Below are 17,631 nucleotides of genomic sequence, written 5' to 3' on the forward strand. Positions count from 1 at the left end.
GTAGAATCAGAGGCACTAACCCAATGAATAAACCGCAGAAAGCAGGCATCAGAAACCACGTGACGCCTCGCGAGATCAACGCTGCTGATTCATCGACCGCTCCGGTTCGCAGTAGCATCGACGTTCCGCCCGACCTCGTCGTGGGCCTGCTCGGTTCCGCTGACGAAAACTTGCGCGCACTCGAGCGCATTCTGTCCGCAGATCTGCATGTGCGCGGCAACGCGGTGACGCTGTCCGGTGAGCCCGCCGACGTCGCGCTCGCCGAACGGGTGATCTCCGAATTCGTCGCGATCGTCGCCGGTGGCCAGCCGTTGACCCCTGAGGTGGTGCGCCACGGTGTGGCCATGCTCGTCGGCACCGGCAACGAGTCGCCGGCCGAGGTGCTGACCTTGGACATCCTGTCCCGGCGCGGCAAGACGATTCGGCCCAAGACCCTCAACCAGAAGCGCTACGTCGACGCCATCGATGCCCACACCATCGTCTTCGGGATCGGCCCGGCCGGGACCGGCAAGACCTACCTGGCGATGGCCAAGGCGGTCAATGCGTTGCAGCGCAAACAGGTCACCCGCATCATCCTGACCCGGCCCGCAGTGGAAGCCGGTGAGCGGCTTGGCTTTCTGCCCGGCACGCTGAGCGAGAAGATCGACCCCTACCTTCGTCCACTTTACGACGCGCTGCACGACATGATGGATCCTGAACTGATCCCGAAGTTGATGGCGTCCGGCGTTATTGAGGTCGCGCCGCTGGCATACATGCGTGGTCGCGCGCAACCGGTGTTCACGAAAGTGTTGACTCCTAACGGCTTTCGATCGATCGGTGAACTTCGGGTCGGGCATCGCGTGGTCGGCTCGGATGGACAACCCACCGAAGTGCTCGGTGTTTATCCGCAGGGCTTCAAGGAGATCTATCGAGTCCACGCCCAGGACGGCTCGTCGACGCTCGCGTCCGGTGACCATTTGTGGTCGGTATACACCCGCAGTGATCGGGGTGCCGGCAAGCCACCGCGGGTGCTGCAGACAAAAGAGATGATCGGGAATCTCCGCGCGGCTAATTATCATCGTTACGAGTTACCGCTGCTGAGCGCACCGGTGAGGTTCGTCGCACGGGCCGTGCCGCTCGACCCGTACGCGCTCGGCCTGCTATTGGGCGAGAACCCGGTCGCCGGAGCCATGCGGCGACTTGGATTGGCGGGTGCGCGGTCGAGTACAAAGTTTATCCCCGAGAATTACCTGTTGAATTCGCCCGATGTGCGGCTGGCCGTCCTTCAGGGATTGCTCGACTCAGACGGTGATCCGGTGACCCGGCAGGGACGCACGTGCGGCATTCAGTTCACGACTGTATCCGATCGGCTTCGCGATGACGTGGCGTTCCTGGTCCAGTCGCTCGGTGGTGTCGTCTACCAGCGCACCAGGGCGGCCGAGCGAAAGTCCGGGCTGGCCCGAGGTCGAGATGTGCATCACCGGTCGGATGCTCACATCCTTGACATCCGTTTGCCTGAAGGCGTTGTCCCCTTCCGGCTCGCCCGCAAAGCTGCGAAGTTCGACGCGACCGGTGGGGGCCAGCCCGTGCGTTACATCGACCGTATCGAGCCGGCAGGCACCGGGGAAGCCGTGTGTATCCAGGTCGCGGCTACCGACTCGCTCTACGTCACTGAGGATTTCCTGCTCACCCACAACACGCTTAATGATGCGTTCATCATCCTCGACGAGGCCCAGAACACGACGGCCGAGCAGATGAAGATGTTCCTGACCCGACTGGGCTTCGGTTCGAAAGTTGTTGTTACCGGCGATATTACGCAGATCGACCTGGCCGGCGACAACAGGTCGGGACTACGGGCCGCGGTCGACATTCTCGAAGGCATCGACGACATTCACATGGCGGAGTTGACCAGCGTCGACGTGGTCCGGCACCGGCTGGTTTCGGAAATCGTGGACGCCTACGCACGATACGAGGAACCGGGCCTGACGATGAACCGGGCAGCGCGGCGGGCGTCGAGCGTGCGCAGCCGTCGGTGAGAGCGCCGTGAGTATCGAAGTCGCCAACGAATCGGGGTTTGACGTCTCCGAATCCGAATTGGTCAGCGTCGCGCGCTTCGTCATCGCCCGAATGGACGTCAACCCGGCTGCCGAGCTGTCGATGGTGCTGTTGGACACCGCCGCGATGGCGGACTTGCACATGCGCTGGATGGATCTACCCGGACCCACCGACGTGATGAGCTTCCCAATGGACGAGTTGGAACCGGGCGGTCGCCCCGACGCTCCGGAGCCGGGACCGGCGATGCTCGGCGACATCGTGCTGTGCCCGGAATTCGCCGCAGAGCAGGCCGCGGCCGCCGGTCATTCGCTCGGTCACGAGTTGGCGCTGTTGACAATTCACGGTGTCCTGCACCTGCTCGGCTATGACCACGCCGAGCCGGGCGAAGAAAAAGAAATGTTCGTCCTGCAAGGTCGCCTGCTCGAAGAATGGGTCGCCGAACAAGTCGAGACCTACCACCACCAACGCCAGAGCGAGAGAGACCAGCGGTTGCTGGATAAGTCAAGGTATTTCGACAATTGAATGGGTTCGCTCCGCTGCTCGGCGCGATCCTACTGATCGGTCTAGGCGGCTTGTTTGCTGCGGTAGATGCCGCGGTCAGCACGGTATCGCTGGCGCGGGTCCACGAGCTAGTGCGTGACCAGCGGCCGGGCGCGGCGCGACTGGCCAAGGTGATGGCCGACCGGCCCCGCTACATCAATTTGGTGGTGCTGCTGCGGATCATCTGTGAGATCAGTGCGACCGTCCTGCTGGCAGCCTATTTCTACCGGAGCCTCAGCCGAGATTGGGGATTGTTCGCGGCGGCCGCGACCATGGTCGTGACCAGCTTCGTCGTCATCGGTGTCGGTCCCCGCACGCTGGGCCGACAGAACGCCTACACGATCTCGTTGGTGGCGGCTCTACCACTGCAGGCGATTTCGGTTCTGCTCGCACCGATCAGCCGAGTGCTGGTGGTATTAGGGAACATGTTGACCCCCGGTCGTGGATTTCGCAATGGACCGTTCGCATCAGAGATCGAACTGCGCGAAGTTGTCGACCTTGCCCAGCAGCGCGGCGTGGTGGCCGCTGAAGAGCGCCGAATGATCCAGTCGGTATTCGAACTCGGTGATACACCAGCCCGCGAGGTGATGGTGCCGCGCACCGAGATGATCTGGATCGAAAGCGACGAATCTGTTGACCACGCGATATCGCTGGCGGTGCGAAGCGGACATTCCCGTATTCCGGTGATCGGCGAGAACGTCGATGACATTGTCGGTGTGGTGTATTTGAAAGACATTGTCCAGCAGAGATATTACTCGACAACAGGGGGCCGGGACACCAGCGTCGCGCAGGTCATGCGCCCAGCGGTGTTCGTGCCAGACTCCAAGCCGCTGGACGCCTTGCTGCGCGAGATGCAGCGCGACCGCAACCACATGGCGCTGTTGGTCGACGAGTACGGCGCAATCGCCGGGCTGGTAACCATCGAGGATGTGTTGGAAGAGATCGTCGGTGAAATCGCGGACGAGTACGACGCGGCCGAGGTCGCGCCGGTAGAAGATCTGGGAGACAACCGGTTTCGGGTATCGGCGCGACTACCGATCGAAGACGTCGGCGAACTGTATGGTGTCGAATTTGATGAGCAACTCGACGTCGACACGGTCGGTGGCCTACTGGCCCTGGAGCTGGGCCGGGTACCGCTGCCCGGTGCCGAGGTGGTAACACATGGGTTGCGGTTGCACGCCGAGGGCGGCCCGGACCATCGCGGGCTAGTCCGGATCGGCACGGTGCTGCTGAGCCGCGCCGGCGACGATGCAGTGGGGACACCCCCAGCCGCGCAGCGGCGCGGGGGACGCAGCGATGAGGAGGAGCGACGCACATGAGCCCCGCGGGTGGCGACGGTCAGGAGTTAACCCATGACGGCTGAGCCGCTCGATGCCGAAGACGCGAAGCTCGTGGCGCTGGCCCGCTCGGCCATGGCGCGTGCCGAGGCCCGTAGCGGGGCAGCGGTGCGCGCCATGGCGACGATCATCATCACCGACCGCGACGGGCTGCCGCTATGACCACGCCGAGCGTGAACCGATTGCGAAAAATCCCGCGAAATCTCGCCACAGTCTCACACTCGGCGCGAGTTCTGCAGTGACCGAATTTCGTTCCGGCTTCGTGTGTTTGGTCGGCCGGCCCAACACCGGCAAGTCAACACTGACCAATGCGCTGGTCGGCTCGAAAGTGGCGATCACATCGAGTCGCCCGCAGACCACCCGGCACACGATTCGCGGCATCGTGCACCGCGACGACTTCCAGCTCATCCTGGTCGATACGCCCGGACTGCACCGGCCGCGGACCCTGCTGGGTAAGCGGCTCAACGACTTGGTCCGCAACACCTACGCAGGAGTCGATGCCATCGGTCTGTGCATACCCGCCGACGAGGCGATCGGGCCCGGCGACCGGTGGATCGTCGAGCAGATCCGTTCGATCGCGCCCACAACGACCTTGGTCGGCGTCGTCACCAAAATCGACAAGGTGGCCAAGGACAAGTTGGCGGCGCAGCTGGCTGCGGTCGGCGAACTGCTCGGCCTCACCGACGGCCACCAGGCCGAGATCGTCCCTGTCTCGGCGGTCACCGGTGAGCAGATCGACGTGGTGATTGACGTGCTGGCCGCTGCGCTGCCGCCCGGGCCGGCGTATTACCCCGACGGTGAGCTGACCGATGAACCCGAGGAGGTTCTGATGGCCGAGTTCATCCGCGAAGCCGCGCTGGAGGGCGTGCACGACGAGCTACCGCATTCGCTGGCAGTGGCTATCGACGAGGTCAATCCGCGCGAGGGGCGTGACGATCTGATTGACGTGCGCGCCATTCTTTACGTCGAGCGTGACAGCCAGAAGGGCATCGTGATCGGTAAAGGCGGCGCCCGACTGCGTGAAGTGGGCACCGCGGCGCGCGGTCAGATCGAGAAGCTGCTGGGCGCCAAGGTCTACCTCGAGCTGCGCGTCAAGGTCGCCAAGAATTGGCAGCGTGACTCCAAACAGCTTGGCCGGCTCGGCTTTTGAGCTAGGATGTCCGTTAGTGTGTCGCTGCGACGGGCGGTGTGTCTGTGCCGGTGTTCCACCACGCTTGCGGCTGCTTAGCCGCCCAGCCGCCGAGTGCCTCCAACTCGGCGGCCAGCGAGATCAGCAGTGGCTCGCTGTTGGCCGGCCCCATCAGCTGCACACCGATCGGCAAGCCCTCGGAGGTGAAGCCGGCCGGGACGTTGATCGACGGCCACCCCAACAGATTCCACGGCCAGGTCACCGGGCAGGCGGCGATCATCACGCGGTCGGTGCCCAATCCGCCCAACGTGTCGAACCTATGCACCAGAGGTGGCGGCTGCGCAGTTGTGGGCGCCACCACGACGTCCACGATGCGGAAAATCGAGCCCACCCGGCGCTGATCGGCGGCTTCATGGGCCCGGGCGGCAAGCAGTATCGACTGCGAGAGCACCCGCCCTATCCGCATATTCGACAGCGTGCGTCGGTCCAGCTCGACACCGTCACCCAATCGCTCGGCCCACTCGAGTAGCCCAGAAGTGGAGCGCGACAAAAAGTTCCAGGACAGCCGCATCCCGTAATCGGGATTGCCGGCAACCACGCTGTGGCCGAGCAGCCGAAGTCGTTCACCTGTCGATTCCAGCGCCGACCTGATTTCCGGATGCAAGCGGGCGGGAAACCCGGTGAACGGGAATTCGGTGGACAGCGCGATGCGCAACGGCCCGGGAGCGATACCCACATGTTCGGACACCGTCACCGGACGCGGCTTGTGCAGATCGCCCTCGGCGTTGCCGGATGCCGCGTCGAGGACGAGCGCCGCATCGGCGACGGTACGGGCCAGCACGCCGTTGACCGCGATGCCGTTGAACGCCTCCGGCAATGGCCACGTCGAGATGCGCCCGCGTTGCGGTTTGATGCCCACCAGGTGGGTCCAGGCCGCGGGGATGCGGACACTGCCCGCGCCGTCGGAGCCGATAGCGGCGGTAACCAGGCCGGCGGCCACCGCGGCCGCGCTGCCGCCCGACGACCCTCCCGGGGTGTGTTTGCGCGACCACGGATTACGGGTGTGGCCAAATCCGGGTCCGCTGGTGAACGGCCACTGGCCCAGCTCACAGGTGTTGGTCTTGCCGACGATCACCGCGCCGGCCGCCTTGAGCCGGCGCACCACCTCGGCGTCCTGAGCGGCGGGCCGAACGTGTCCTGAGGTACCAAAAAAGGTGGCGACGCCCGCTATGTCAGTGTCGTCTTCGACCGCAATCGGGACACCGAGCAGCGGCGCCTGGTCGCCGGCAGCGCGCCGCCGGTCGGCCGCAGCAGCGTCGGCCAGCGCCGTCTTTGTGAGCACCACGCGGAAGGCGTTCAGCGTCGACTGGCTCACGTCGATTGCGTGCAGCGAGCGGCGAACCAACTCGCCGGACGTCACCTCACCGCTGGCCAACTGGTACAGCTGGTCGGTCAGAGTCGGAAAACGGGAATTAGCGGCGTCCATCATCACCTACAGACATTATCGGCGCTGGTGCGAGGCTTTCGTCGCAGTGCGGTGACAAACTGGTATCCATGCGGCTGTACCGAGACCATGCGGTGGTGCTGCGCCAGCACAAGCTCGGCGAAGCCGACCGGATTGTCACCATGCTCACCCGCGACCATGGACTGGTCCGCGCGGTGGCCAAGGGTGTGCGCCGTACCCGGAGCAAGTTCGGCGCGCGACTGGAGCCGTTCGCGCATATCGACGTGCAATTGCATCCGGGCCGCAACCTGGACATCGTCACGCAGGTCGTCTCGCTTGACGCGTTCGCCACCGACATCGTCAGCGACTACGGCCGATACACCTGCGCATGCGCGATGCTGGAAACCGCCGAGCGCCTGGCCGGTGAGGAACGGGCGCCGGCGCAGGCATTGCATCGACTCACGGTCGGAGCATTGCGGGCGGTGGCCGATGGCCACCGCCCCCGTGAGCTGGTGCTGGACGCTTATCTGCTGCGGGCCATGAGCATCGCCGGGTGGGCCCCGGCGCTGACCGAATGCGCCCGCTGCGGCACACCGGGCCCACATCGGGCATTTCACATCGCCGCAGGCGGCAGCGTGTGCGGGTTCTGCCGCCCCGCCGGTGCGACGACACCGCCGCTGGGTGTGCTGGATCTGATGTCGGCGCTGCACGACGGGGATTGGGAGGCCGCGGAGACTGCAGGGCACTCGGCCCGCAACCACGTCAGCGGATTGGTGGCCGCCCACCTGCAATGGCATCTGGAGCGGCAGCTGCGAACGTTGCCGCTGGTCGAGCGGACAGGCCGGGTCGATCGAACGGTCACCGACCGCCGGATCTCGCTGGTCGGGCAGGATGTGCCCCATGGTGCGGAATCAGAAGCCGGCTGACTTCCCACAGCTGCCGCCCGCCCCCGACGACTGTCCGACCTTTCCCGACAAGTCCACCTGGCCGGTGGTCTTCCCTGCGCTTCCGCCGTCACCCGACGGCGGCCCCCGGCGGCCTCCGCAACACGTTTCCAAGGCCGCCGCTCCGCGGATCCCGGTCAGCCAGCTGCCCAGCCACGTTGCGATCGTGATGGACGGCAACGGCCGCTGGGCCACCCGGCGCGGGCTGTCCCGTGTGGAGGGCCACAAGATGGGTGAGGCCGTCGTCATCGACATCGTCTGCGGTGCAATTGAAATCGGTATCAAATGGCTCAGCCTCTACGCGTTTTCCACCGAGAACTGGAAGCGCTCAGCCGAGGAAGTCCGCTTCCTGATGGGGTTCAACCGCGACGTGGTGCGGCGGCGGCGGATAAACCTTAACGAAATGGGCGTCAAGATACGCTGGGTGGGCTCGCGGCCACGCCTGTGGCGAAGCGTCATCAACGAGTTGGCGATCGCAGAGGAGATGACGATGCACAACGACATCATCACAGTGAACTACTGCGTCAACTATGGTGGCCGTACCGAAATAGCCGAGGCGGCAAGGGATATCGCGCGCGAAGCCGCGGCGGGCCGGTTGAATCCAGAGCGGGTGACTGAGGCGACCGTTGCCCGCCACCTGCACCGCCCTGACATTCCCGACGTAGATCTGTTGCTGCGCACCTCGGGCGAGCAGCGGACCAGCAATTTCATGTTGTGGCAAGCGGCCTACGCCGAATACATCTTTCAAGACAAGCTTTGGCCCGACTACGACCGCCGCGATCTGTGGGCCGCCTGCGAAGAGTACGCATCGCGGCACCGACGATTCGGGACGGCGTGATGGCCCGTCGCTTCAATCACACAAGTCACCACGGCGAGGAGATGTACGTTGTGCCCGCCTTATCTGAGCGACTATCGGCCCTCGAATGGCTTGCGCACCGTCTAGTCGAAGGTGTTGTCGCTCAGAGCGTTTATGGGGCCTGAGCCCCGATGTGGGGAGAAGGAAATGCGGCGAGTGTGCGATTGTGTGCGCCGCAAGCGGCGTGCATAATCGCACACTGGATGAGCAGCTCTGATGAGCAGCTCTGTCGGGCGCAGGCGCCGACCGGGGACAACGTCCGGTCCGCCAACGTGGAGGCTCGTGTGGCAGATGTGAAAGTGTTCAAATGCGGATGAGGCCAAGCTAGTGCCGTCCTTGCAAGGGCGGTTGCTGGCGGTGCTTTCACAGGTACTACCCCTCGATGAGGAATCCGACGGCGCGCTGACGCTGCGTCACGACGGGACCATTGCGTCGCTGCGGGTGGTGACCATCACCGACGACCTCGACCTGGTGTCACTGACTCAGGTTTTGGTGTGGGACCTGCTTCTTACCAAGAAGGTTCGCGACAGCGTAGCCGAGCAGGCGCACAGCACTCTGCTGGGATCGGTGACGCTGGTCGAAAAGGTCAGCGAAGCAGCCGTCAAACGCAATTCGAGTAAAAGGGCAGACGTGCTGCTGCGCTACAACTTTCCGGGCGGTGGCCTCAGCGACGGCGCGCTGCGCACCCTGATCCTGATGGTGCTCGACAAGGGCGCCGAGATCCGTCACGCGCTGACGGGCTAGGTCAGCGACACTCCGAGCAGGTGCCGAAGATCTCGATGGTATGGCGGACATCGGAGAAGCCGTGTTTGGTGGCCACCTCGGCCGCCCACGCCTCGACCTCGTGGTCGCCTACTTCGATGGTCGACCCGCAGCTGCGGCACACCAGGTGGTGGTGATGGTGCTCCGAGCAGCGTCGGTACACCGATTCGCCGGTGTCGGCGCGCAGCGTGTCGAGCGTGCCGGCCGCCGCCATCGACTGCAACGTCCGATAGACGGTGGTCAGGCCGATGTTCTCGCCGCGCTGGCGCAGCTCGTCGTGCAGTTCTTGGGCCGACCGGAACTCGTCGAGCGTCTCCAGCAGCGCCGCGATCGCCGCCCGCTGCCGAGTCGACCGCACGCTCGGACCGGTCATTTAGCGCCGTTCTTCAGCATCGCTGCGCTCTGCATCGTCGCCGGCGGTCATTTAGCGCGGCTCCTCGCCAGCGTGCGCGACGGCGTCGATGACGATGTGGGCCAGGTGGTGATCGGCCAGCCGGTAGAGCACCTCGCGGCCCGACCGCTCCCCGGCGACCACGCCCGCGGCCTTGAGGATCTTGAGATGCTGGCTGACCAGCGGCTGCGGCACGCCGAGCGCATCGACCAGTTCGTGCACGCAGCGCTGGGATTCGCGTAACTGCAGCACAATGGCGATCCGCACCGGAGCAGCCAGTGCGCGCAGCAGCTCACCGGCGGCTTCCAGAATTTTCCGTGGCGGTGGCGTCGGCAGCTCTACGGCATCACCGCGCTGGTGCTCGCCGACCAGCTCGTCGCCGTTGGCTGCCGCTGAGGTGGGGGAGGACATACTGGTTCCACTGTCACATGCATGATCACGCATGTCAAAGAAGCTGCCGTCCTATCGCTACGATGACGGATGCTCACCGGCTCGACCGTCCCCGCACCGAAGATAGGAGTAATCACCTCGTGGCGTCCGTCATCGACACCGTGGTCAACCTCGCCAAGCGGCGCGGCCTGGTCTATCCCGCAGGCGAGATCTACGGCGGCACCAAGTCGGCATGGGATTACGGGCCGTTGGGGGTGGAACTCAAGGAGAACATCAAACGGCAGTGGTGGAAATCGGTCGTGACGGCCCGAGACGATGTTGTCGGCCTGGACTCGTCGATCATCTTGCCGCGCGAGGTGTGGGTGGCCTCCGGGCACGTCGAGGTGTTTCACGACCCGTTGGTGGAGTGCTTGAGCTGCCACCACCGGCACCGCCAAGACCACCTACAGGAGGCCTACGCGGAGAAGAAGGGAATCCCAGATCCCGATTCGGCGCCGACGACCGAGATCGTCTGCCCCGACTGCGGCACCAAGGGCCAGTGGACCGAGCCGCGCGAGTTCAACATGATGCTCAAGACCCATCTCGGTCCGATCGAAACGGAGGAGGGCTTGCACTACCTGCGGCCGGAAACCGCGCAGGGGATCTTCATCAACTTCGCCAACGTTGTGACGACCGCACGCCGCAAGCCGCCATTCGGTATCGGCCAGATCGGCAAAAGCTTCCGCAACGAGATCACGCCGGGCAACTTCATTTTCCGCACCCGTGAGTTCGAGCAGATGGAAATGGAGTTCTTCGTCGAGCCCGCGACCGCCACAGAGTGGCACCAGTATTGGATCGATACCAGGTTGGGTTGGTACGTCGACCTGGGCATCGACGCGGAAAACCTGCGGTTGTGGGAGCATCCCAAGGAGAAGCTGTCGCACTACTCCGACCGCACTGTCGACATCGAGTACAAATTCGGCTTTGCCGGCAACCCGTGGGGCGAACTGGAGGGTGTCGCCAATCGAACCGATTTCGACTTATCCACGCACGCAAAGCATTCCGGTGTCGATTTGTCTTTCTACGACCAGGTCACCGACGCCCGGTACGTGCCTTATGTGATCGAGCCGGCGGCCGGTCTGACACGGTCGTTCATGGCGTTTTTGGTCGACGCCTACCACGAGGACGAGGCGCCCAACGCCAAGGGCGGGATGGACAAGCGCACGGTCCTGCGGCTCGATGCCCGGCTTGCGCCGGTCAAAGCCGCCGTGTTGCCGCTGTCCCGGCACGCCGATCTGAGCCCCAAGGCCCGCGATCTGGCTGCCGAATTGCGCAAATGCTGGAACGTGGAGTTCGACGACGCCGGCGCCATCGGCCGCCGTTACCGGCGTCAGGACGAGATCGGCACCCCATATTGCGTGACGGTGGATTTCGACTCGCTCGAAGACCACGCCGTGACCATCCGTGAGCGTGACGCGATGACGCAGGAGCGGGTGGGCATCGACGCAGTGGTGGATTATCTGGCGGTGCGGCTGAAAAACTGCTGAGCACGCAGTTGCAAAACAGCAAAAGAATTTTCGTCAACTTCGGCATCTATTGCCCATATGACTAATATCATCTAGCGACGCGGCAGCGCACTAGGGCGTGGTGGGCTGCCGCGCCCGTCGCTGTCGGGTGTGGCGCGCTCGCAACCTCAGAACCGCCCCCCGCCGCCCATGAAGCCGCCGTCGGACGAACCACCGAACGATGTTGGGCCCCAGCCGCCCCTGCCCCCGCCGAAACCTCCGCCCAGCATGTCGCCGACGATGATCCCGCCCATCATCGCGCCCATGTGATCGCCGCCGCCGTAGCGCCCGGTGTAGGCGAGCTGGGCGGATTGGACATCGTCGTTGGCAAGTGACTGAGCCGCCGCAGCCAACCTCGCCGCGGAGTTGGCACGCGTGATCGCTTCGCTGATGTCGGTCTCGCGTTTATCTTGGGCGGCTTCAAGCTGGCGGTTTGCCTCCGCGAGACGGGTCCGCGCCTCGGGTCCGATACTGCCGCGACGGGTGTCGATGTAATCGGAGACGGCGTGGATCTGCGACTGCGCCGTGAATAGGGCTTGCTCGAAAGTACGGTTGAGTCGCTCGGCGGTTGTCTGCTCTTCGACGACCGTGGCCAGCAGCCTGTTCAAGTCGGCGTCGGCCTTGGTCAGTTGAGTAAACGCACCGAGCGGATCGGCCGAACCGCTGGCCCGGGCAGCCTCGAGGGCTTTCTTCGCCACATCGCGGACGCCGGCCAATTCGCGAGCGTGCGCCGCTTTGGTTTGCTGCGCGCTTTGCAGCTGCGTGCCGGCGTGCTCGATTCTCGCCTGAACGTCGGCGATCAGCGATGGCAGCGTTGCGACCGCGTGGCGAATGTTGTTGGCGGCGCTGTCTACTGCGTCGAGCAGCGCACGTGCTTGTCCCAGCGCCGCCTCAGTTGCTTGCACCGCGTCGACCAGTCCGCTTTGCTCGCCGCCGACGGGCTTGTCCGCCAGATCACGCGCGCGGCCGAGGTTTTGGTCGGCGAAGGCCAGTCGATTCTTTGCGGTCGCGACGTTGGTGGCCACCGAGGTCAGCGCCGCAGGATCAAATTCGCTGTGCAGCTCCGTCATTCGCTGTTCAGCCGGAGCGATGCGCGCGGTCAGCTCGACCATCTGCTGGGTGAGGCCGTCGAGCAGGGATGGTGCGTTGATCACCAGGTTGCGCATTTCTTCAAAGGCCTCACGCTGCGACTCCAGCTCACGGTCGGCGCGCGCCGCCGAGACGATCACCTGTGTCAACAGTTCGCGGCGCTGCGCGGGTGTCTCGGGTATCGCGTCGTCGAGTTGCTGACGCACGGTAAACGCTTGCGCCAGAGCGGCTTTAGCGTTGTTCACGGCACGCGTGAACGGCTCGGTTCGCGCTTCGCCGAACTCCTCGATCGTCAGCGCCAGCTCGTTGGCGCTGGTGCGAACCGCGTTATCGACGTCGACGACCTTCCACCGCGACAAGTCGTCGAGCGCGCCCGACGACAGCGCCGCCAGCGCGTCCGGATCGGTCGCGTCGACGCGGCGCGCGGCGGCCAGTTCGGCCGCGCGCCGTCGACGGCGCCGGTAACGCACCGCCACGTACAAAACGAGCACCGCGACGAGGATCACGCCCAACCCGATCAGTAGCGGCGCCGAGCTCGCCGGCGGCTGACCCCGGTCGAGCCCATTGGCCGCTGCGACGACGGCGCCGCTCCAGTCGCCGCGGCGCAGTGCCGGTTCGATCTGGTTTCGCCGTAGATCATCGACTCCGGCGGCGCTGATCGTTCGCACCCGGTTGGGCACCAGGAACGCGTAGGACCGGTCGACGGTGGCAACGGCGAGCAACGCGTCGAAGTCGCCCAGATCACTGGCGGAACGGGTGTTCTGCGCCCAGTTGACGGCCGGCTGCCCGGAGAAGGTGTCGACGAACACCACCCACAGCTGGATGCGCCGCTCGCGGTAGAGCTTGCCGGTGGCCGACTGGATCGCGGCGCGACCCGCGCCGGTCAGCACGCCCGCGTCGTCGGTGAGGTATGTGGCCAGCCGGAACGGCGGTTGCGCGGCGGCGGACGGCGCGAGCAGCAACGCGGTGATCAGCATCGTGACGAACAGGGCGAGCGAGCGAACTGTGCTCATGCTCGACAATCTAATCCGCTTGGCGGCATTGCCAGACGGTGCTGGCAGACTATGCGTCAATGAGTCAGCAAGACCCCTATGACGATTTCGACCGCCAGCGGGTAGTTTCCGAAGCACCCAAGACCGCGGGTTTGCCCGGAACCGAGGGCCAGCACCGCACCGACTTCGCGCGGGATCGCGCCAGGGTGCTGCACAGCGCTGCGCTGCGCCGCCTTGCCGACAAAACACAGGTCGTCGGGCCGAGGGACAGCGACACTCCACGCACGCGGCTGACTCATTCGCTGGAGGTCGCCCAGATCGGGCGGGGGATGGCGATCGGCCTGGGCTGCGATCCCGACCTTGTCGACATGGCCGGTCTGGCCCACGACATCGGGCACCCGCCGTACGGCCACAATGGCGAGCAGGCGATCGATGACTTCGCGGCGGCATACGGCGGCTTCGAGGGTAATGCGCAAAACTTCCGGATTCTGACCAGCCTGGAGCCCAAAGTTCTTGACCCGCAAGGCCGTAGCGTTGGACTGAACCTGACCAGGGCCGGTCTGGATGCCGTCACCAAATATCCCTGGACGCGGGCCCGGGATCGGCGCAAGTTCGGCTTCTATGATTTGGACCGCGACGCCGCCGCCTGGGTACGCGAACACGCCCCTACCGATCGGTCCTGTCTGGAAGCTCAAGTGATGGACTGGGCTGACGATGTCGCCTATTCGGTGCACGACGTGGAAGACGGCGTCGTGTCCGGCCGGATCGACTTACGGGTGCTGGCCGACGACGACGAAGCGACCGCACTGGCCAAGCTGGGGGAACGCGACTTCGCTCGGGTGCGCGCCGGCGACCTGGCCGCGGCCGCGCGTCGGCTGTCCAGGCTGCAGGTGGTCGCCGCGGTCGGCAAGTACGACGGCACGCTGGCGGCCTCGGTTGCGCTCAAGCAGCTCACCAGCGAACTGGTGGGCCGGTTCGTGTCCGCGGCGATCGCCGAAACCCGGGCTGTCGCGGGTCCCGGACACCTTGCCCGCTACCAAACCGACCTGCGGGTCCCGGCAGTGGTGCGCGCCGAGGTTGGGGTGCTCAAGACCCTGGCGTTGCAATTCATCATGTCCGATCCGCGTCATCAGCAGCGTCAGCGCAAGCAACGCGAGCGAATCCACCGGGTGGCGCACTGGCTGCTGGCCGGGGCGCCGAGAACCTTGGACCCGGTGTTCGTGCCGGCCTTTAATACCGCCGCCGACGACGGTGAGCGGCTGCGGGTCATCGTCGACCAGATCGCCTCCTTCACCGAGGGGCGTCTGGAGCGCATTATGGTTGCCGCGCCGTGACCAGGCTAGACTCCCGGCTATGTCCAAACCCCCCACCACCGCCGTTATCGTCGCCATGTTGTCGCCGGCTGTCGTCGCGTTGAGCGGCTGCGGCTCGCACCAGCAAGCGAACACCGCGCCGAGCTCGTCGAGCGCTGCGCCCGGGGCTCAATCGTTGACCGCCCAACTGCGCACCGCTGATAACCAGCCGGTGGCCACTGCCACCTTCGAGTTCGCCAACGGCTATGCCACCGTGACGGTGAAGACGACCCAGAACCACGTCCTGCAGCCCGGTTTCCACGGCCTGCACATCCACTCGGTGGGCAAATGCGAGCCGAACTCGGTTGGCGCAGAGGGCGGTCCGCCCGGCGACTTCATGTCCGCCGGCATGCATTATCAGGCGCCGGGCCACACCGGCGAGCCGGCCAGCGGTGACCTGACGTCGCTGGAAGTACGTCAAGATGGCGCCGCCTACCTGGTGACCACCTCCGATGCGTTCACCAGAGAAGACCTGCTGGCAGGCAGCAAGACCGCGCTGATGCTCCACGGCGCGCAATACAGCCGCGACGCCGAGAAGCGCTTCGCGTGCGGCGTGATCGGCACCGGTTAACCGGCGGCGCTCTACACTGAGCCGATGGCTGGCCGGATCTCTGATCGCGATATCGCCGCGATCCGCGAAAAGGTCCGCATCGAGGACGTCGTCGGTGACTACGTTCAGCTCAAACGTGCAGGAGCGGACTCGCTGAAGGGCCTGTGCCCATTCCACGACGAGAAGTCGGCATCGTTCCATGTCCGGCTCAATCACGGCCAGTTCCACTGCTTCGGCTGCTCTGAGGGCGGCGACGTGTACGCGTTTATCCAGAAGATCGAGCACGTCGGGTTCGTCGAGGCCGTCGAGATGCTCGCCGACCGCGTCGGCCACACCATTACCTACACCGGCGCGGCGGCCACCAATGTCCAGCGCGACCGCGGTGGCCGCAGCAGGCTGGTCGCGGCCAATGCGGAAGCCGCCGCGTTCTACGCGCGGGCGCTGGAGTCCGACGAGGCGGCACCGGCTCGCCAATACCTGACCGAGCGGCACTTCGACGCCGACGCCGCCCGGCGCTTCGGCTGTGGATTTGCCCCCTCGGGCTGGGACTCGCTGACAAAACACCTGGTACGCAAGGGTTTTGAGTTCAAGGAACTCGAGGCCGCGGGGTTGTCAAGGGAAGGTCGCCGCGGCCCCATGGACCGATTTCATCGTCGGCTGCTGTGGCCGATTCGCACGTCGGCCGGCGAGGTAATCGGGTTCGGGGCGCGGCGGTTGTTCGACGACGACCCGATGGAAGCCAAGTACATCAACACCCCCGAGACGCAGCTGTACAAAAAGTCGTCGGTGATGTTCGGCATCGACTTGGCCAAACGCGATATCGCCAAGGGGCATCAGGCCGTTGTCGTCGAGGGCTACACCGACGTGATGGCGATGCACCTGGCCGGGGTGACGACGGCGGTTGCGTCCTGCGGCACCGCGTTCGGCGACGAGCATCTAGCGATGCTGCGCCGATTAATGATGGACGACAGCTTCTTTCGCGGTGAACTGATCTACGTGTTCGACGGCGACGAGGCGGGTCGCGCGGCCGCGCTCAAGGCGTTCGGCGGCGAGCAACATCTGGCGGGCCAGTCCTTCGTGGCGGTCGCGGCCGACGGCATGGACCCCTGCGATCTGCGGCTAGCGTCCGGCGATGGAGCACTGCGTGATCTGGTGGCGCGGCGAATTCCATTGTTCGAGTTCGTGATTCGCGCTGCGCTCAGCGAGGTGGACTTGGACAGCGCTGAGGGCAGGGTGGCCGCGCTACGACGTTGCGTACCGATGGTCGCCCAGATCAAGGACCCCACACTGCGGGACGAGTACGCGCGCCAACTCGCGGGCTGGGTCGGCTGGTCGGATATGGCGCAGGTCGTCGGCCGTGTCCGTGAAGAGGCCAAGCACCCCACGACCCAGGGCCGTGCCAAGCCCCGTCGTCCCGCGGCAGCCCAGACCGACGCCGGCGTGCCGGACTTCGCTGCTCTGCAGCCCGACCCCAGTGACCCCATGCTGCGGCCGCAGCGCGAGGCGCTCAAGTCGGCGCTGCAGTACCCGGTGTTGGCGGGGCCGGTTTTCGACTCGCTGACGCTCGAGTGCTTCACCCATCCCGGCTACGCGGCGGTTCGCGCGGCCATTGACGCGGCGGGAGGCGCGGCTACTGGTGGCCTCGGGAGGCAGTGGCTTGATGCGGTACGCCAAAAGGCGTCCTCACCGGCAGCCGCCGCCCTGCTGAACGAGCTGGTAGTCGAGACCATCCGCGTGGACGAGGGGGACAAACTCCAGCGCTACATCGCCGGGGTGTTGGCCCGCTTGCGGGAGGTGTCGGTTGGCCGACGGATTGCGGAGGTCAAGTCAAAACTGCAGCGCATGTCGCCGGTGGAGCAGGGCGATGAATACCACGCCCTGTTCGGCGACCTGGTCGCGTTAGAGGCGTATCGCCGCAGCCTGCTCGAGCAGGCCGTCGGCGACGATCTCACCGCCTAGGTTGCGGTTCGACGACGCTTGTCTCGTTGTCGATCTCGGTCAACGTCACCATCCGAGTGTCGGGCGAGACCCGGTTCGCGATCTTGCGCCGTCCGCCTTCGATCACCGATTTGGCGGCCGGGCTGCTGGTCAAGGCGCGGTAAGTGCCGGCGATCTGCTCGTAGCGACGCCGCCCCGCCTTCGCGCCCAACACATAGCCCAGCCCGAGCACGATGACATACCGGATCAAAGCGGTCCCTCCAGACGTTTGGTGCGATGGCTCCATCCTGCCGCATCCGCGCCGGCGAGGGGCCTTCGGCGGGTGATCGGTCCGCTTGG

General features: G+C 65.3%; 15 protein-coding genes and 4 pseudogenes. 14 read left to right on the forward strand and 5 right to left on the reverse strand.

The features are described 5' to 3' along the window. Positions 1-59: 59 nt before the first annotated feature. From M5I08_RS11700 to era, 7 genes and pseudogenes are all read left to right on the forward strand, one after another. Positions 60-764: pseudogene (locus tag M5I08_RS11700) on the forward strand (PhoH family protein); the annotation flags it as partial. 405 nt (positions 765-1,169) lie between these two features. Continuing rightward, positions 1,170-1,358 (forward strand): annotated as a pseudogene (locus tag M5I08_RS11705) (hypothetical protein); the annotation flags it as partial. A gap of 318 nt (positions 1,359-1,676) precedes the next feature. Beyond that, positions 1,677-2,015 (forward strand): annotated as a pseudogene (locus M5I08_RS11710) (PhoH family protein); the annotation flags it as partial. A 7-nt stretch (positions 2,016-2,022) separates the two neighbouring features. Beyond that, the gene (gene ybeY, locus M5I08_RS11715; protein ID WP_219065803.1) at positions 2,023-2,556 is read left to right on the forward strand and encodes an rRNA maturation RNase YbeY; all 534 of its coding nucleotides are present in this window, start codon (positions 2,023-2,025) and stop codon (positions 2,554-2,556) included. Then, positions 2,553-3,893 carry a hemolysin family protein gene (locus tag M5I08_RS11720; RefSeq protein WP_219065804.1) on the forward strand — a complete coding sequence of 447 codons (1,341 nt, stop codon included), beginning with the start codon at positions 2,553-2,555 and terminating at the stop codon, positions 3,891-3,893. The genes ybeY and M5I08_RS11720 overlap by 4 nt, the downstream gene beginning before the upstream one ends. A gap of 33 nt (positions 3,894-3,926) precedes the next feature. Further along, a pseudogene (locus M5I08_RS11725) lies at positions 3,927-4,025 on the forward strand (cytidine deaminase-like protein); the annotation flags it as partial. A 124-nt stretch (positions 4,026-4,149) separates the two neighbouring features. Continuing rightward, positions 4,150-5,061, forward strand: coding sequence for a GTPase Era (gene era, locus M5I08_RS11730; protein ID WP_219065805.1), 912 nt, complete (start codon positions 4,150-4,152; stop codon positions 5,059-5,061). 13 nt (positions 5,062-5,074) lie between these two features. Here the strand turns inward: era and M5I08_RS11735 are convergent, their stop codons facing one another. Beyond that, a complete protein-coding gene (locus tag M5I08_RS11735) occupies positions 5,075-6,529 on the reverse strand; it encodes an amidase (protein WP_219065806.1) in 1,455 nt (484 codons plus the stop codon). Positions 6,530-6,594: 65 nt separating this feature from the next. Between M5I08_RS11735 and recO the strand changes: the two genes are divergently transcribed. The 3 genes from recO to M5I08_RS11750 all read left to right on the forward strand — a co-directional run bounded on the left by recO (position 6,595) and on the right by M5I08_RS11750 (position 9,028). Beyond that, the gene (gene recO / locus M5I08_RS11740) at positions 6,595-7,410 is read left to right on the forward strand and encodes a DNA repair protein RecO (protein WP_219065807.1); all 816 of its coding nucleotides are present in this window, start codon (positions 6,595-6,597) and stop codon (positions 7,408-7,410) included. Continuing rightward, positions 7,385-8,266, forward strand: coding sequence for a decaprenyl diphosphate synthase (locus tag M5I08_RS11745; protein ID WP_370328610.1), 882 nt, complete (start codon positions 7,385-7,387; stop codon positions 8,264-8,266). Before recO ends, M5I08_RS11745 begins: the two co-directional genes overlap by 26 nt. Before the next feature lie 345 nt (positions 8,267-8,611). Beyond that, positions 8,612-9,028: a hypothetical protein gene (locus M5I08_RS11750; protein ID WP_219065809.1), complete on the forward strand. Its 417-nt coding sequence runs from the start codon at positions 8,612-8,614 to the stop codon at positions 9,026-9,028. 1 nt (position 9,029) lies between these two features. Here the strand turns inward: M5I08_RS11750 and M5I08_RS11755 are convergent, their stop codons facing one another. Beyond that, a complete protein-coding gene (locus M5I08_RS11755; RefSeq protein ID WP_219065810.1) occupies positions 9,030-9,419 on the reverse strand; it encodes a Fur family transcriptional regulator in 390 nt (129 codons plus the stop codon). Between the two features lie 51 nt (positions 9,420-9,470). Then, positions 9,471-9,881 (reverse strand): ArsR/SmtB family transcription factor, encoded by a 411-nt coding sequence (locus tag M5I08_RS11760; protein ID WP_219065811.1) that lies wholly within the window; start codon positions 9,879-9,881, stop codon positions 9,471-9,473. A 29-nt stretch (positions 9,882-9,910) separates the two neighbouring features. Here M5I08_RS11760 and M5I08_RS11765 point away from each other — a divergent pair, with 29 nt between their 5' ends. After that, a complete protein-coding gene (locus tag M5I08_RS11765) occupies positions 9,911-11,353 on the forward strand; it encodes a glycine--tRNA ligase (RefSeq protein WP_219065812.1) in 1,443 nt (480 codons plus the stop codon). A gap of 146 nt (positions 11,354-11,499) precedes the next feature. Here the strand turns inward: M5I08_RS11765 and M5I08_RS11770 are convergent, their stop codons facing one another. After that, positions 11,500-13,473, reverse strand: a complete 1,974-nt coding sequence (locus M5I08_RS11770) for a TPM domain-containing protein (protein ID WP_219065814.1) — start codon at positions 13,471-13,473, stop codon at positions 11,500-11,502. 59 nt (positions 13,474-13,532) lie between these two features. Between M5I08_RS11770 and M5I08_RS11775 the strand changes: the two genes are divergently transcribed. Genes M5I08_RS11775 through dnaG form a run of 3 tightly spaced genes read left to right on the forward strand, consistent with a single transcriptional unit; the run spans position 13,533 to position 17,313 of the window. Then, on the forward strand, positions 13,533-14,786 hold the full coding sequence (locus M5I08_RS11775; protein WP_219065816.1) for a deoxyguanosinetriphosphate triphosphohydrolase: 1,254 nt from the start codon (positions 13,533-13,535) through the stop codon (positions 14,784-14,786). Positions 14,787-14,805: 19 nt separating this feature from the next. Further along, positions 14,806-15,375: a superoxide dismutase family protein gene (locus M5I08_RS11780; RefSeq protein WP_219065817.1), complete on the forward strand. Its 570-nt coding sequence runs from the start codon at positions 14,806-14,808 to the stop codon at positions 15,373-15,375. A gap of 24 nt (positions 15,376-15,399) precedes the next feature. Then, complete coding sequence (gene dnaG / locus M5I08_RS11785; protein WP_219065818.1) at positions 15,400-17,313, forward strand: DNA primase; 1,914 nt, start codon at positions 15,400-15,402, stop codon at positions 17,311-17,313. Here dnaG and M5I08_RS11790 read toward each other — a convergent pair. Next, positions 17,303-17,542, reverse strand: coding sequence for a hypothetical protein (locus M5I08_RS11790; RefSeq protein WP_219065819.1), 240 nt, complete (start codon positions 17,540-17,542; stop codon positions 17,303-17,305). The two genes, dnaG and M5I08_RS11790, sit on opposite strands and share 11 nt — an antisense overlap. Positions 17,543-17,631: the final 89 nt, after the last annotated feature.

It is taken from the genome of Candidatus Mycobacterium methanotrophicum (genome assembly GCF_023515995.1).
In the GTDB taxonomy this organism is placed as follows: Bacteria; Actinomycetota; Actinomycetes; order Mycobacteriales; family Mycobacteriaceae; genus Mycobacterium; species Mycobacterium methanotrophicum.

What these genes read in the sequence shown, in the direction of transcription:
- M5I08_RS11735 (WP_219065806.1), bottom strand. Translation starts at nt 6,529, where the DNA reads ATGATGGACGCCGCTAATTCCCGTTTTCCGACTCTGACCGACCAGCTG.
- dnaG (WP_219065818.1), top strand. Translation starts at nt 15,400, where the DNA reads ATGGCTGGCCGGATCTCTGATCGCGATATCGCCGCGATCCGCGAAAAG.
- M5I08_RS11745 (WP_370328610.1), top strand. Translation starts at nt 7,385, where the DNA reads ATGGTGCGGAATCAGAAGCCGGCTGACTTCCCACAGCTGCCGCCCGCC.
- recO (WP_219065807.1), top strand. Translation starts at nt 6,595, where the DNA reads ATGCGGCTGTACCGAGACCATGCGGTGGTGCTGCGCCAGCACAAGCTC.
- M5I08_RS11770 (WP_219065814.1), bottom strand. Translation starts at nt 13,473, where the DNA reads ATGAGCACAGTTCGCTCGCTCGCCCTGTTCGTCACGATGCTGATCACC.
- M5I08_RS11765 (WP_219065812.1), top strand. Translation starts at nt 9,911, where the DNA reads ATGACGGATGCTCACCGGCTCGACCGTCCCCGCACCGAAGATAGGAGT.
- M5I08_RS11760 (WP_219065811.1), bottom strand. Translation starts at nt 9,881, where the DNA reads ATGCGTGATCATGCATGTGACAGTGGAACCAGTATGTCCTCCCCCACC.
- M5I08_RS11780 (WP_219065817.1), top strand. Translation starts at nt 14,806, where the DNA reads ATGTCCAAACCCCCCACCACCGCCGTTATCGTCGCCATGTTGTCGCCG.
- M5I08_RS11775 (WP_219065816.1), top strand. Translation starts at nt 13,533, where the DNA reads ATGAGTCAGCAAGACCCCTATGACGATTTCGACCGCCAGCGGGTAGTT.
- M5I08_RS11755 (WP_219065810.1), bottom strand. Translation starts at nt 9,419, where the DNA reads ATGACCGGTCCGAGCGTGCGGTCGACTCGGCAGCGGGCGGCGATCGCG.